The sequence below is a fragment of the Amycolatopsis sp. NPDC004079 genome (assembly GCF_040610415.1).
Taxonomy (GTDB): domain Bacteria; phylum Actinomycetota; class Actinomycetes; order Mycobacteriales; family Pseudonocardiaceae; genus Amycolatopsis; species Amycolatopsis halotolerans.
Genome location: NZ_JBEXMH010000024.1, coordinates 43,141 through 57,529 on the forward strand (window position 1 = coordinate 43,141; position 14,389 = coordinate 57,529).

The 14,389-nt window shown below is 67.6% G+C and carries 15 protein-coding genes and 1 pseudogene; 8 read left to right on the top strand and 8 right to left on the bottom strand.

The window, feature by feature from the left end:
• The first annotated feature begins 59 nt into the window (after nt 1-59).
• Nucleotides 60-422, top strand: a complete 363-nt coding sequence (locus ABZX37_RS24300) for a helix-turn-helix domain-containing protein (protein ID WP_354743088.1) — start codon at nt 60-62, stop codon at nt 420-422.
• Here ABZX37_RS24300 and ABZX37_RS24305 read toward each other — a convergent pair.
• Complete coding sequence (locus ABZX37_RS24305) at nt 419-1,564, bottom strand: acyl-CoA dehydrogenase family protein (protein WP_354743090.1); 1,146 nt, start codon at nt 1,562-1,564, stop codon at nt 419-421. The two genes, ABZX37_RS24300 and ABZX37_RS24305, sit on opposite strands and share 4 nt — an antisense overlap.
• Nucleotides 1,565-1,668: 104 nt before the next feature.
• Between ABZX37_RS24305 and ABZX37_RS24310 the strand changes: the two genes are divergently transcribed.
• From ABZX37_RS24310 to ABZX37_RS24325, 4 genes are all read left to right on the top strand, one after another.
• The gene (locus ABZX37_RS24310; protein WP_354743092.1) at nt 1,669-2,256 is read left to right on the top strand and encodes a TetR/AcrR family transcriptional regulator; all 588 of its coding nucleotides are present in this window, start codon (nt 1,669-1,671) and stop codon (nt 2,254-2,256) included.
• Nucleotides 2,257-2,522: 266 nt separating this feature from the next.
• Complete coding sequence (locus ABZX37_RS24315) at nt 2,523-3,464, top strand: carbohydrate kinase (RefSeq protein WP_354743094.1); 942 nt, start codon at nt 2,523-2,525, stop codon at nt 3,462-3,464.
• A 190-nt stretch (nt 3,465-3,654) separates the two neighbouring features.
• Entirely contained in the window at nt 3,655-4,971 is a 1,317-nt protein-coding gene (locus ABZX37_RS24320; protein ID WP_354743096.1) for a citrate synthase, read from the top strand.
• 63 nt (nt 4,972-5,034) lie between these two features.
• Nucleotides 5,035-6,393 carry a deoxyribodipyrimidine photo-lyase gene (locus tag ABZX37_RS24325; RefSeq protein ID WP_354743098.1) on the top strand — a complete coding sequence of 453 codons (1,359 nt, stop codon included), beginning with the start codon at nt 5,035-5,037 and terminating at the stop codon, nt 6,391-6,393.
• Nucleotides 6,394-6,439: 46 nt separating this feature from the next.
• Here the strand turns inward: ABZX37_RS24325 and ABZX37_RS24330 are convergent, their stop codons facing one another.
• Nucleotides 6,440-6,817 (bottom strand): MerR family transcriptional regulator, encoded by a 378-nt coding sequence (locus ABZX37_RS24330; RefSeq protein WP_354743100.1) that lies wholly within the window; start codon nt 6,815-6,817, stop codon nt 6,440-6,442.
• 37 nt (nt 6,818-6,854) lie between these two features.
• Here ABZX37_RS24330 and ABZX37_RS24335 point away from each other — a divergent pair, with 37 nt between their 5' ends.
• Nucleotides 6,855-7,481: a class I SAM-dependent methyltransferase gene (locus tag ABZX37_RS24335; protein WP_354743102.1), complete on the top strand. Its 627-nt coding sequence runs from the start codon at nt 6,855-6,857 to the stop codon at nt 7,479-7,481.
• A 6-nt stretch (nt 7,482-7,487) separates the two neighbouring features.
• Here ABZX37_RS24335 and ABZX37_RS24340 read toward each other — a convergent pair.
• Nucleotides 7,488-7,761: pseudogene (locus ABZX37_RS24340) on the bottom strand (EthD domain-containing protein).
• 236 nt (nt 7,762-7,997) lie between these two features.
• On the opposite strand from ABZX37_RS24340, the gene ABZX37_RS24345 reads away from it, so the two are divergent.
• Nucleotides 7,998-8,192 (top strand): hypothetical protein, encoded by a 195-nt coding sequence (locus tag ABZX37_RS24345; protein WP_354743104.1) that lies wholly within the window; start codon nt 7,998-8,000, stop codon nt 8,190-8,192.
• On the opposite strand, the gene ABZX37_RS24350 is transcribed toward ABZX37_RS24345, so the two are convergent.
• From ABZX37_RS24350 to ABZX37_RS24370, 5 genes are all read right to left on the bottom strand, one after another.
• Nucleotides 8,189-9,367, bottom strand: coding sequence for an ABC transporter permease (locus ABZX37_RS24350; protein WP_354743106.1), 1,179 nt, complete (start codon nt 9,365-9,367; stop codon nt 8,189-8,191). The two genes, ABZX37_RS24345 and ABZX37_RS24350, sit on opposite strands and share 4 nt — an antisense overlap.
• Complete coding sequence (locus tag ABZX37_RS24355) at nt 9,364-10,263, bottom strand: ATP-binding cassette domain-containing protein (RefSeq protein ID WP_354743246.1); 900 nt, start codon at nt 10,261-10,263, stop codon at nt 9,364-9,366. The genes ABZX37_RS24350 and ABZX37_RS24355 overlap by 4 nt, the downstream gene beginning before the upstream one ends.
• A gap of 2 nt (nt 10,264-10,265) precedes the next feature.
• Nucleotides 10,266-10,508 (bottom strand): helix-turn-helix transcriptional regulator, encoded by a 243-nt coding sequence (locus tag ABZX37_RS24360; RefSeq protein ID WP_344281179.1) that lies wholly within the window; start codon nt 10,506-10,508, stop codon nt 10,266-10,268.
• A 65-nt stretch (nt 10,509-10,573) separates the two neighbouring features.
• A complete protein-coding gene (locus ABZX37_RS24365) occupies nt 10,574-12,109 on the bottom strand; it encodes a glycerol-3-phosphate dehydrogenase/oxidase (protein WP_354743108.1) in 1,536 nt (511 codons plus the stop codon).
• Nucleotides 12,106-12,750 carry a TetR/AcrR family transcriptional regulator gene (locus ABZX37_RS24370; protein ID WP_354743110.1) on the bottom strand — a complete coding sequence of 215 codons (645 nt, stop codon included), beginning with the start codon at nt 12,748-12,750 and terminating at the stop codon, nt 12,106-12,108. Before ABZX37_RS24370 ends, ABZX37_RS24365 begins: the two co-directional genes overlap by 4 nt.
• Before the next feature lie 16 nt (nt 12,751-12,766).
• On the opposite strand from ABZX37_RS24370, the gene ABZX37_RS24375 reads away from it, so the two are divergent.
• Nucleotides 12,767-14,377, top strand: a complete 1,611-nt coding sequence (locus ABZX37_RS24375; protein ID WP_354743112.1) for an FAD-binding oxidoreductase — start codon at nt 12,767-12,769, stop codon at nt 14,375-14,377.
• Nucleotides 14,378-14,389 lie beyond the last annotated feature (12 nt).

Sequence of the window (14,389 nt, forward strand, 5' to 3'; positions counted from 1 at the left end):
TACTGCTCGCCACCGGTATCGTTTGTGAAGAAGGCACCTCGACGATCTATAGGTACCCAATGGATACCAAGTATGCGAAAGCGTGCCCGTCGCGCACCGTGATGGACGTGCTGGCCAACAAATGGACGCTCTACGTCCTCGGCCTGCTCCGTCAGTACGAGCGCCCGTTGCGGTTCACTGAACTGCGTCGTGGCGTCGAGGGAGTGACGCAGAAATCGCTCACCCAGGTGCTGCGCAACCTCGAACGCGACGGGCTGGTCAGCCGCACGATCTACCCGACGATTCCGCCCCGCGTGGAGTACGCGCTGACCGATCTCGGCAGGGACGTCGGCGCGTTGACCGGCGCGATCGCCGACTGGTCGAAAGCCAACGCGGGCCGCGTCCAAGCAGCCCGCGCGGCTTATGACGACAGAAAAGACTAGGCGTTCTTCAGCGAACGCGCGATCACCATCCGCTGAATCTGGTTCGTCCCCTCGAAGATCTGCGGCACCTTCGCCTCCCGCATGTACCTCTCCACCGGGAAGTCCTTCGTGTACCCCGCACCGCCGAGCACCTGGACCGCGTCCGTCGTCACCTTCATCGCGCCGTCCGTCGCCACCAGCTTCGCGATCGACGACTGGCGCTGGAAGTCCAGGCCGCGGTCGCGACGGCGAGCGGCGTCCAGGTAGGTCGCACGGGCCGATTCGACCGTCGCCGCCATGTCGGCCAGCAGGAACTCCAAGCCCTGGAAGTCCGCGATCGGACGCCCGAACTGCGTGCGCCCCTTCGCGTACTCCACGGCCTCGTCCAGCGCGGCCTGCGCCAGGCCCACGGCGCAGGCGGCGATCCCGAGCCGACCGGAACTGAGCGACGACAAAGCGATCTTCAGGCCAGCGCCCTCGCCGCCGATAAGACGGTCGGCCGGGACGCGGGCGTCCTCGAACAGCATCTGCGCGGTGGGGGAGCCGGTGAGGCCCATCTTCCGTTCGCGCGGGGCCGCCGAGAGGCCGGGGGTCGACGAGTCGACCAGGAGACACGAGATGCCGTGGCCGCCGTCCTCGCTCGTGCGGACCATCGTCGTGTAGAAGTCCGCGACGCCGGCGTGGGTGATCCACGCTTTCGTGCCATTGACGACGTACTCGTCCTCGGAAAGCCGCGCGCGGGTGGACAGCGCGGCCGCGTCCGAGCCGGCCTGCGTTTCAGACAGGGCATACGCGCCGAGCAGCGAGCCGCCCAGCATGTCCGGCAGCCAGCGGTCCTGCTGTTCTTCCGTGCCGTAATGCGCGAGCGCGTAACAGGACATCGTGTGCACCGACAGCCCGACGCCGACGCTCATCCACGCGCCGGCGATCTCCTCCAGCGCCTGCAGGTAGACCTCGTACGGCTGCTCGGCCCCGCCCCAGCGCTCCGAGTACGGCAGACCCAGCAGGCCGGACTTGCCCATCAGGGCGAACAGGTCGCGCGGGAACTTCTCGGCCTCCTCGTCGGCCGAAGCACGCGGTTTCAGCTCGTCACGGGCGATTTCCGTGACGAGCGAGAGCAGGTCTTCGGACTCCGGCGTCGGCAGCAGACGGTCGACCGGCATGGTTCCTCCCAGAACGCGGTGGTACTGAAAACAGTACTAACGGCTGATTGAGAGTACCGTATGCGGAGCGGGGCTGTCCCTGATCGGTAGGAGATAGTGACGTGATGTCCACCCCTGAAGCCCGTCGCCGTCCCACCGCGCGGCAGCAAGCCCTGCTGCGCGAGCTTGAGGCGTTGTTCCTGGCGGAGGGCTTCGCCGGCTTCACGCTCGACGACCTGGCCGCCCGGCTTCGCTGCTCGAAGTCGACGCTGTACGCGCTCGCGCCGAGCAAGGAGCAGCTCGCGGTCAAGGTCGTCGCGCACTTCTTCCGCGACGCCGCTGAACGCCTGGAGAAGCGGATCGCGGGCATCGCCGACGCGCGCGAGCTGATCGGCGCGTACCTCTCCGGCGTCTCCGAGCACCTGAACCGGGCGTCGCCGGAGTTCATGGCCGATATCGCCGCGTTCGCGCCCGCACGCGACACCTATCAGCTCAACAGCCGCGCCGCCGCGCGCCGGATCCGCGCGTTCATCGACAAGGGCGTCGCCGACGGAGTGTTCCGCGACGTGCACGCGCGGCTTGTGGCCGAAATGACCGGACTGATCATCGAGGGCATTCAGACCGGCGTGCTCGGCCGCCGCACCGACGTGTCCGACGCGGAAGCGTTCACCGCGCTCGGCGAACTTCTGCTCGGCGGTCTCGACAAGAACTGACCGTCCGTGAAGGGCCCCTTCCGGGAATCAGTCCCCATGCCAAGGGCCAAGGCGGCGCGACGGGCGCGGTTGAGGCGCGTCTGCCCAGGTCGAAGGGCTTGGGCGCGGCCAGGCGTCCGTGCGGGAATCAGAGTCCCTCGCGGACCGCGCTGAATTCGCGGTCCAAGTTCCTGGCACTGGGAATCAGCGGACCCTTCACGGACTTCGGCGGCACCGCCGGTCGTGGACAGGAATTGTCAGCGCCGGTTCCTCTACACTCGCCGCTTGTGATCGTGGTGGGTGGAGAGGCGCTGGTCGACCTCGTTCCGGGTGAACCGCTGGATTCCACTGTGGACGGTGGGTTGCGCGCGCTGCTGCCGAGACTCGGCGGCGGGCCGTACAACGTCGCGCTGGCCGCGGCCCGGCTCGGCGTGCCCGCGTCCTTCCTGTCCCGGGTTTCCACTGACCGGTTCGGCGTCGCGTTGGCGGATCGCCTTTCCGCTTCGCACGTCGACACTTCGTTGCTGCAGCGCGGCAACGAGCCGACGACGCTCGCTGTCGTCGCGCTCGACGAACGCGGCGCCGCGCAATACACGTTCTACGTCGAGGGAACCGCCGATCGGCTGGTCTCCGATCCTGGTGCGCTGCCGGAAGAAACCACCGCGCTGTCGCTCGGAACGCTCGGCATGGTGCTGGAGCCCGGCGCGAGCGCGTACGAGCGAATTCTGCGCCGTGAATCCGCCCGTGGGACGCTGACAGCGCTCGACCCGAACATCCGGGAGGCGCTCATCGCCGACCCGGCGGCTTATCGCGCGCGCTTCGCGTCGTGGCTGCCCGACGTCCGGCTGCTGAAAATCTCCGACGACGACGCCGCGTGGCTCGCCGAAGGAGCCGATCCGGTGGCCGCGGCGAAATCGTGGGTGGAGTCCGGTGTGGACGCCGTCGTGCTCACCCGGGGCGCGGACGGCTTGTCTGTGATCACTTCGGCTGGTGAGCTGGCCCACGTCGCGTCCCGCAAGGTCGCGGTGGCCGACACGATCGGCGCCGGCGACACCGTGCAGGGCGCGTTGCTGGCCTGGCTGCACGAGCGCACCGTGCGCGACCTGGCCGCACTCGACGCCGGCGCGTGGACCGAAGCGCTTGCTTATGCGGCGAAAGCGGCCTCGATCACGGTTTCCCGGAGCGGAGCGGAGCCGCCGACCGCGGCGGATATGGCGGCCACCGTGTGAACCTGGTCCCAATGGGGCCTTTTGGGGCAACGCAGCGAGTGCGGATTGACCCACCCTTCGACTAGCGTAGTGGTGAATTCATACCCAGCGGGTCGGTGTGCAGCGAGGCGCGTGTTTCCTCGCGTGAACACGTGGCTACTGCGGAACCCGCAGACGCCGCCGTCCCGTGCCCAACGTGAGAGGGACCTGCATGTCCGACGCGACGAATGCGGGGCAGTCCGGCGGCGAAACCGCGACGCTGCGCCTGCCGAGTGGCGAGCACGAGTTCAAGGTCGTCAACCCGGTCGAGGGCGCGCCGGGGATCGAGCTGGGAAAGCTGCTGGCGCAGACCGGGTACATCACCTACGACCCCGGGTTCGTCAACACCGGAGCCGCGTCGTCGGCCATCACCTACATCGACGGTGATGCGGGCATCCTGCGCTACCGCGGCTACCCGATCGAGCAGCTGGCGGGGAAGTCCACCTTCATCGAGGTGTCCTACCTGCTCATCTACGGCGAGCTGCCGACCGAGGCCCAGCTGGCCGACTTCACCGAGCGGATCCAGCGGCACACCCTGCTGCACGAGGACCTGAAGGCGTTCTTCTCCGGCTTCCCGCGCGACGCGCACCCGATGCCGGTGCTGTCCAGCGCCGTTTCCGCGCTGTCGACCTTCTACCAGGACTCGCTGAACCCGTTCGACGAGCCCAACGTCGAGCTGTCCACCATCCGCCTGCTGGCGAAGGTGCCGACGCTCGCGGCGTACGCGTACAAGAAGTCCGTCGGCCAGCCGCTGCTGTACCCGGACAACTCGCTGGGCCTGGTCGAGAACTTCCTGCGGATGACGTTCGGCTTCCCGGCCGAGCCGTACGAGGTCGACCCGGACGTCGCGAAGGCGCTCGACCTGCTGTTCATCCTGCACGCCGACCACGAGCAGAACTGCTCGACCTCCACGGTGCGGCTCGTCGGCTCGTCCGAGGCGAACCTGTTCGCCAGCATCTCGGCGGGCATCAACGCGCTGTTCGGCCCGCTGCACGGCGGCGCGAACGCGGCGGTGCTGGAGATGCTCGAGGGCATCCGCGACGACGGCGGCGATGTCGCGACGTTCGTCAACCGCGTGAAGAACAAGGAAAAAGGTGTCAAGCTCATGGGCTTCGGGCACCGGGTCTACAAGAACTACGACCCGCGCGCGAAGATCATCAAGAACACCGCGGACGAGATTCTCGGCAAGCTCAAGGGCGGCGACCAGCTGCTGGAGATCGCCAAGAAGCTCGAGGAAACCGCGCTTTCCGACGACTACTTCGTCGAGCGCAAGCTGTACCCGAACGTGGACTTCTACACCGGTCTGATCTACCGCGCGCTCGGGTTCCCGACGAAGTACTTCACCGTGCTGTTCGCGCTCGGCCGGCTCCCCGGCTGGATCGCGCACTGGCGCGAGATGATCAACGACCCGCAGACGAAGATCGGCCGCCCGCGCCAGATCTACACCGGCCACGCGTCCCGGGACTACATCCCGATGTCGGAGCGCTGAGTCACCGCTTGGTGAAACGCCCCGCCGTGCCTTCGCGCGGCGGGGCGTTTATCGTTGTGCGGCATGACGATGGAAGCGCCGGTCGTGCTGTGGTTCCGCCGGGACCTGCGGTTGCGGGACCATGCCGCGCTCTTTGAAGCGGCCAAGCACAGCAAACACATTCTGGCGCTGTACGTGCTGGACGACCGGCTGCTCAAGCCCGCCGGTTCGCCGCGGGTCGCGTTTCTGCTGAATTCCTTGCGAGAGCTGGACAAAGCGTTGTCCGGGCGATTGATGATCCGGTACGGCGATCCGGCGCGGGAGGTGGTCGCCGCCGCACGGGAGATCCGCGCGGCCGCGGTGCATGTTTCAGCGGATACCGCACCATATGGGCGTGAGCGCGACGAAGCTGTGGCTTCCGCGTTGGCGGAGCATCGAATTCAGTGGGTCGAGACGGGTTCTTCGTACGCCGTGACGCCAGGGCGGGTTACGAAGCCGGACGGTACCCCCTATCGGGTCTTCACTCCGTTCTATCGCGCTTGGTCGCAGCACGGCTGGCCCCGTCCGGCGGGCACCGATGTGTCTATTGTGGACTGGGTTAAGCCTTCTTCCTCGTCGGCGTTGCCGGAAACTCCTGAGGTGGACTGCGAGCTGCCGCCAGCCGGAGAGGAAGCTGCTCTGTCGGTGTGGCATGATTTTCTCTCCGACGGTCTCGCGGATTATGCTTCCGAACGCGATCGGCCGGATCATGCTGGCACCACAAAGCTTTCTCCCTATCTGCGGTGGGGCGCGATCCATCCGCGGACGATGCTGGCCGACCTGGCCGCCAAACGGTCCGAGGGTGCGCAGGTGTTGCGTTCCGAGCTGTGCTGGCGCGAGTTTCACGCCGACGTCCTGTGGAACCGGCCGGAAACCGCGCGGAAGAACTACGATCGACGTTTCGACGGGATGCGTTACGACACCGGCAAAACCGCGCAAGAGATGTTCACGCAGTGGCGCGAGGGACGGACTGGTTACCCGATTGTCGACGCCGGCATGCGGCAGTTGCTGGCCGAGGGCTGGATGCACAACCGAGTCCGGATGATCGTGGCGAGTTTCCTGGTGAAAGACCTGCATTTACCGTGGTGGTGGGGCGCACGGCACTTCATGCGGCACCTGGTGGACGGCGATCTGGCCTCGAACCAGCTGAACTGGCAATGGGTCGCCGGTTCCGGGACGGACGCCGCGCCGTACTTCCGGATTTTCAACCCGACCACACAGGGTCAGAAATTCGACCCGCAGGGCGATTACGTGCGCCGGTATGTGCCGGAATTGCGTGGGGTGGAAGGGAAAGCGGTGCATGTGCTGAAGGAGCGTCCGGCGGGATATCCGGAGCCGATCGTCGACCATGCGGAGGAACGGCAGGTCGCGCTGCAGCGGTATGGGGCGATTACGAAGTCTTAGGGTGGTGCGCCCGTTCGTGGCTTTCGGCCAGTGATAGGCCGCGTTGTTATTCCTCGATGATCGACCAGAACCGCGGGCACTTCAGGGGATCGCTGGCCGGGCACTGCCGCCCGTGTTCGAGTGCTGCGCGGGCCACCTCGATGCGTCGCTGTTGCTCGGTCAGTTCGGCGAGTTTGGCATCGATCATTTCCTGTCGGCCGGGTTGTTCGCCGGCCAGGAAACGGCCGATTTCGGACAGCGTGAAGCCGATCTCCTGGAAGAAGAGGAGTACGCCGACGTCTTTGACCGCTGACTCGGCGTAGCGCCGTCGGCCCGCTTCCCGTTCCGCCGGGCGGACGAGACCGAGTTCGTCGTAGTAGCGCAGCGCGCTCGCCGGCACGCCGGTGCGCTCGGCGAGTTCGCCAATGGACAGGGTGGCAGTCATTTGACTTCAAGCGTACTCGAAGTGGTTTGCTCGCCCCATGAGCGTGATGGAACGGGCGCTGCGATGGTGGGGCCCGCGTGGCGGGATCGCGCAGTTTCACCGGCCGACCGGGATTCCGGGACACGTCGCCGGGTTGATCATGGGGTGGCGCTCGTCGAACGTGACGCGCAATCGGTGGGCGGTGCGATTGCTCGATATCCAGCCGTCCGAACGGGTCCTCGAACTCGGCTGCGGTCCGGGTGTGGCCGTCGCGGCACTGGCTGACCGGGCGGCGCTCGTGGTCGGCGTCGACCACTCAGCGGTGGTGATTCGTCATGCGCGACAACGGAATCGGGCGGCTATCCGAGCCGGGCGAGTGCGGTTGGTGTGCTCGTCGGTCGAGAATCTGTCGCTCGACGGGCCGTTCGACGCCGCGCTGGCAGTCAATACGGTGGGCATGTGGCCGGAACCGGTTGCCCGGCTGCGGGAACTGGCTCGATTATTGCGGCCTGGCGGGCGTGTTGCAGTGGTATCTCAACCACGGCAGCCTGGTGTCACCTCGGCTGCGGTGGTCGAGGAGTTGACCGAATTGCTCGCGGAGGCTGGCTTTTCCCGGCCCCGCACCGAAATGCTGGACTTGGATCCGCCAGTCGTGTGCGTCCTGGCGTTTTCCGGCGAGGACTGACTGCCTTCAGAGCATGGTTTTCTCACTGGTGACTATGGTCCCGACAGAAGCCAGATCGATGAACTTCGCCTCGTCCGGGTTCACCAGCGTCCGGTAGTTCTCCGACGCGAAGAACGCGTCGTGGCCGGCCCAGTCGTCGAACCAGATCTCAGTGATCCCGTCGTAGGCGGGAGCGGGGTACACCGAGGCGGTTGCGTACATACCGGTGCGCCTCGGGGATAGACGTGAACAGCGGTGCGTGCCGGTCGCGGTGGTACTCGACGAACTCCTCGTAGGACATGCCGTTCACGCGGTTGATCAGATAGACGAACTTGATCACGGGTTTCTCCTGCTCGTGCGGTCTCGGCGCGGGTGCCGTCAGCTACGTTAAAAGCTCACATCCATGTGAGAGGCAAGCTGCGAGCGGGCCGGCAGCGATCAGCGGCATTACGACGACGAGCACGTCCGCCGGGTCGAACTCATCCGGGCGTTCTTGGGCGCGGGACTGTCCACTCGGGTCAGCGCCGAGATGGTGCCGTGCATGGCCGAACCCAGTGCGAGCAAGGCGCACCGTGCCCTGACGACGATGCGGCGAGAGCACGATCGGCTGTCCTCGGCGAGGCGATCGATCGCCTCGCCGAGGCGCGGTCCGCGCTCGACGGGCTGATCGAGGTCAACCAGAGCTACCTCGCCGACCACCCCGTGGATCCCACGCCGAGCCGCGTGCCCTAACGGCGCAACGCGTCCACCAGTCGCACCCGGCTGCCGACTCGCAGCACTCCATTCCGGTACACCCGAGCACCCGCCCAGGTGGTCACTGCGATCAGCGCGATCGTCAGTACCAGCGACAAAGCCACTTCCCAAGGTTCCACGGCCCCGAGCGCGATCCGTGCGGGCATCAGGATCGGCGACAGCAACGGGATCAGCGAAACAACCCGCGTAGCCGTCCCGTGCGGCGCTTGCGTCAGCAGGCTGATCCCCGCGACAAACCCGATCACCAGCGCGATATTCACCGGTCCGACGACCGCCTGCGTGTCCTCCTGTCGCGACACCAGCGCGCCAGCCGCGCCGTACAGCATCGCGTAGAGGAGGAAACCCAGCAGGTACCAGACCAGACCCCAGCCCAGCGTCCCCAAAGCGACGCTGGAGATCGAGAACACGCCGGACACGCTACCGGCGATCAGGCCCGCCGCGGCTAGGATCGCGAGCTGCGCCAATCCGACCAAGCCGAGCCCGATGACCTTGCCCAGCAGCAGCTGCACCGGCCGGACGGTCGCGAGCAGGATTTCCACCACGCGGCTGGATTTCTCCTCGACCACACCCTGCGCGACGAACATCCCGTACGTCATGATGCTGATATACAACAGGATCGCGACCACGATCCCGGTCACCAGCTTCGTCCCGGCTTGCGGATCCACCGGTTCGAGAGCCTGCACGTCGGCGTGGGTAGCGGATACTGCCTGGTGGACAGCGGCGGGGTCGAGGTTCGCGGAGTACAGCTGAGCGTCTAAGACCTGTTGCTGTGCAATGTTATCTAACACAGTCCGCAGCTTCGTGTCTAAAGTGGACTTGACGATCACCCGCGGCCGGGAAGCGCTGCCGGACACGAGCGCGTCGACATCGCCGTCGCGGACCTGGGTCAATCCGTCCGATTCGGACTGTACCAGGACGATCTTGAGGTGCCGGTCGTTGTTCTCCAGTTGCGTCGCGATGCCCTGCGCTTGCCCGGCCAGTGCGACGCGCGTCGTCTCCCGGTCTCCGGCGAGGAAAGCCTGCAGGGCGACGTAACCCAGCAGCAGCAACAGCATCACCGCGGTACTGACCACAAAGGACCGGGTGCGCAGCCGTGCGTTGATCTCCCGTTTGGCCACCAATCGCACGGCGCGCGTGGGGCGGATCCGACTCATCGAGGTGCTCCCGGTGTGGCGACCGAATCGCGGAACAGGTCGGCGAGCGTGCGGCGGCGGTGGCTGAACTCCGTCACCGGGCCGGTGGCTAAAGCCGCGGCGAGGACAGCTTGGTCGTCGGCGCTTGGCGACAGCTCCAGAACGGTCGTGGGGCCGTGGTTTTCGAGCACGCGCGCGCCGGGAACCGTTGCCGCCCAACCGGGGTTCGCGCTCGGTGCGGTGACGACCAGTCGGCGTCCGGCGTCGCGGGTCAGCTCGTCCACGGTGCCGACCGCGACCATCCGGCCATCGCGGATGATGCCGACTCGGTCGCACAGTCGTTCCACGAGGTCGAGCTGGTGGCTGGAAAACACCACCGGCACGCCCGTCGCCGCCTTCTCCCGTAACACGCCGCTCAGCACGTCCACCGCGAGCGGGTCGAGGCCGGAGAACGGTTCGTCGAGCACCAGCAACGCCGGGTCGTGCACGAGTGCGGCGGCTAGTTGCACGCGTTGCTGGTTGCCGAGGCTGAGTTTCTGGATGTTGTCCTTGCGCCTCGGCCCGAGACCGAGCCGTGCGATCCACAGTTCGGCAGCGCGATGTGCGTCGTTGGTGCTGAGACCGTGCAGTTCGGCGAGGTAGACGAGCTGGTCGATGACCTTCATTTTCGGGTACAGCCCGCGTTCCTCCGGCAGGTACCCGATCTGCGCGCGGGTGTCGTGCGTGACCGGCTGCCCGGCGAACCGTACCTCGCCGGAGTCGGCTTCCAGTACGCCGAGCGCGATCCGCATCGTGGTGGTCTTGCCTGCCCCGTTGCTGCCGACGAACCCGAACAGCTCGCCCGGCGCCGCGGTGAAACTCACGCCGTCGAGCGCGGTCTTCGTGCCGAACCGTTTGCTGACCCGGTCGATCTCCAGTGTCACGCGTCCCCCTCCAGCGGCGCACGGCTGAACACGGCCTCCACCGGAAGCCCGAACACCGCGCAAATGCGCAACGCCAGGTCGAGGCTCGGGTAATGATCCCCGCGTTCCAGTGCCCCGATGGTCTGCGGATTGACCTCGACCGCCTCGGCGAGCTCCGCCCGGCTCATCCCGCGCTCCGCACGCAGCACCGGCAGCCGGTTGTGGATCGGCAGCTCCTTGCCACGCCGCACCGGGCTCATGGACCGCACTGTTGCAAAAACCCAACGAAGCGTCAAGCTGCCTTGCCGGGAGTTGGCCAGGGATTTCAGGACAGTCCGGCCAGCGTTTTCGCCACCAGTTCGGCTACCCGATCCCGGGCGGCTTCGGCGTCGGCGGGTACCAGGGACAGCCGGGTGCGGCGTTCGAGGACGTCTTCGGCGGTCGTCGCGCCCTCGTGCCGGACTGCCCACACCACCTCGGCTGCGGTGATTTCCGTCGACGCGCACAGCGGTTCCGCGAATTCCGGCTCCAGTTCGCCGAGCGCCGCCACGCGGGGTGCTTCGGTGCCGTACTTGGCCACCAAGCGCGCCGGTGCGTCCACAAGCGACAGTCGGGAGCGTGGCGCGGCACCGATCAGCGGTAGCTTCGACGTACGGGAAGGGCCAGCGGGCAATCCAGCGTGCGTCAAGGCGGCATCGACGGCGTCCTCGGCCATGCGTCGATACGTCGTCAGCTTCCCGCCGACCACGGTGAGCACGCCATCAGAACCGGTGATCACCGCGTGTTTCCGGGACAGATCGGCACTGCGCCCAGCGGAACCGGAGACGAGCGGGCGTAACCCGGCGTACGAGCCGATCACGTCGGCGGCGGTCAATGGGCGGTTCAGGACGGAAGAAGCCGTCGAAAGCAGGAAGTCCACATCGGACTCGGGCACGGAAGGGACATCGGGCACGCCGCCGGACACCGGCTCATCGGTGAGTCCTAAGTAGACCCGGCCGTCGAGCTGCGGAAGCAGGAAGACGAACCGGTTGGTCTCGCCGGGAACCGGAATGTTGACCGACGTGGCCCCGACCCGCACGGTGTCCGGCGCGAGCACCAGATGGGACCCGCGCGAAGGGCGTAGCTGCACGGAATCAGTCAGCGTATCCGCCCAGACGCCGGTCGCGTTGACGACCTGCCGCGCGCGAAGCGTGTACGAAGAGGTCCCATCACTTACCCGAGCTTCGTTGCCGGACAAGGAAACCGCCGACAACCGCGTGAGAATCCGAGCCCCGAGCAAGGCCGCGGTACGGGCGATGCTGACCACCAAACGCGCATCGTCAACCAATGCACCGTCGTACGCCAGCAGTGCACCACGCAGCCCGTTAACAGCGAGCCCAGGGGACAATGCCAGCGCCTCAGCAGCGGGAATCCGGCGCGGTCCAGGAAGCACCGACGACGGCGTACGCGCGGCCCGTCGCAACCCGTCACCCGCCCGCAGGCCAGTGGCGATCAACGCCTGCTGGGCGGCGGAAGTACCGGGATAGAGCGGAAAAAGCTGCGGCATCGCGCGCGTGAGGTGCGGCGCGGTGCGGGTCATGAGAATCCCGCGCTCCACCGCACTCTCATGCGCGAGCCCGAGTTCGCCCTTGGCCAGGTACCGCAATCCGCCGTGCACGAGCTTGCTCGACCAGCGCGAAGTGCCGAACGCGAGATCGTGCGCCTCCACCAACGCGACCGAAAGCCCCCGCGCGGCCGCGTCGAGCGCGATGCCCGCGCCGGTGACGCCGCCGCCGACCACGAGCACGTCGACCTGTTCGCCGTCGACCAAGCGGGACAGTTCGCGTTCGCGGCGGCGCGCGTTGAGGGATCCGGTGCTCATGGTTTCAACCCCGCTTCGACCAGGTGCCGGAATTCGGCGAGCAGCGCGTCCTCGCCCACGTCGGCGGTGGCCGGGCGCAGCGAGAACGCGAACGACTGCACGACCAGCAGCACCGAGCGCGCCTGCGCGGCCACCTCGGCGTTACGCACCGATCCGTCTCGGTGCCCCTCCTCGAGCAGGCTTCGGAGCACGTGCTCGGCGAAGTGCTGCGTCGCGCCGAGCCGTTCCACGATGTACGGCAGCACCAGTTCGGCGTCGACGTCCAGCAGCGTCCGGAACAGCGGATCGGCCGACAGCGCGCCGACACTGGCCGCCGCCAGGTGCACGATGCGGTCGCGCGCGTGCGCCGTGTGGTCGCCGGACTCGTTCACCCGCTGCAGCAGACCGCTGAACTCGCGCGTCATCAGCGCGGCGAGGACACTGCGCACATCGGGGAACCGCCGATACACCGTCATGCGGCTGACCTGCGCGGTTCGGGCGATCTCGGCGAGCGTCGTGCGCCGGACGCCGACTGCGAGCACGCACTGGCGCGCGGCGTCGAGGAGCTCGTCGTCGGCTACTCGGGCCGAGGTCGGGCGGCTGCGAGCGTCCGCGAGTGCGGAGGGGGTCGCTCCCGGTCGGGAGTGACGTTTGACGTCCATGTGTCACACTGTAGTCGTGAGCGATCTCATCAACCACCGCATCCGGCGTTCGTGGACCGAAGAGGGCTCGGCCTCGGCCGGTCTGCCCGATCGCGCGGTCCGGTGGCTTGGCCAGCGTATCGGCCAGGTCGGCCCGGATCGAGGCGGGAAAACCGGCGCGGTCAGCCCGGTCTCCGAGTCCGCGCTGACTGTGCCCGTCCGTACCGAATTCGAGGAACTTCTCGGCGCGGACCACGTGCTTCTCGAGCCGCGGGAGCGCCTCGGCCGCGCTGGTGGTCTGTCCTATCTGGACCTCCTGCACGCCAGGGCGGGCGACGAGGTGCCGGTGCCGGACGCGGTGCTGCTGCCCGCGAACCCGGACCAGGTGCAGGCCGTGCTGGACATCTGCGTGCGGCACGACATCGGCGTGGTCCCGTTCGGCGGCGGCACGTCGGTGGTCGGCGGGGTCGCGGCGCTGCGCGGCGACAAGACCGCGGTGGTCGTGCTGGATCTGGTGCGGCTCGACGAACTGGTGTCGGTGGACCCGATGTCGCGGATCGCGGTGCTGCAGGCCGGCGTGCGCGGTCCGGAGGCGGAACGGCTGCTCGCGGCGCACGGGTACACGCTCGGTCACGTGCCGCAGTCGTTCGAGCGCGCCACCATCGGCGGGTTCGCGGCTACGCGGTCGGCTGGGCAGGCGTCGTCCGGTTACGGCCGGTTCGAGGACATGGTCGCCGGGGTCCGGCTGGCCACGCCCAAGGGTGAGTGGCGGCTGGGTGTCGCGCCGGCGTCCGCGGCGGGTCCGGACCTGCGGCAGCTCGCGGTCGGCAGCGAGGGCACGCTCGGCGTGATCACCGAGGTCGCGCTGCGGGTGCGGCCGTTGCCGGAGCAGCGGCATTACGAGGGCTGGATCGTCGACGGCTGGGAGGCCGGCGCGGCGGCGGTGCGGAAGCTCGCGCAGGACCACGGTTTGGCCGATGTCACCCGACTGTCCGATGTGGACGAGACGAATGTGTCGTTCTCGCTCAACGCCGGGCTGAAGACCACTGCGCTGAAGGCATATCTCAAAGCGCGCGGGGTCAAGAACCCTTGTTTGCTGATTGTCGGCTGGGAAGGCGACGTCGCACGGCGCCGGCGGCGGACGTCGGCGATGCTGCGCTGTTCCGGTGCCTTGCGGATCGGCAAGGTGCTCGGCGAATCGTGGCGGCACGGCCGGTTCAACGGACCGCGGCAGCGCGACGCGTTGCTGGATCTCGGCGTCTGCGTGGAAACCCTGGAGACCGCGGCCTATTGGTCCAATTTGGACGAACTGCACGACGCGGTGCGCGCGGCTTTGGTGGCCTCGCTGGGCCGCGCGATCGTGATGTGCCACGTCTCGCACGCCTACGAAACGGGTGCGTCGCTGTACTTCACGGTGCTGACGTCGCGGGACGACACCGATCCGGTCGGACAGTGGCAGCGCGCGAAAGCGGCGGCGTGCGAGGCGATCACCGGCATCGGGACGATCAGCCACCACCACGCGGTCGGCGTCGACCACGCGCCGTACCTGGAGGCGGAGATCGGCCGGATCGGGCTGGACGTGCTGCGCGCGGCCAAGTCCGCAGTGGACCCGACCGGGATCCTGAACCCCGGAAAACTGCTCGGCTGAACGCGCCCGCGC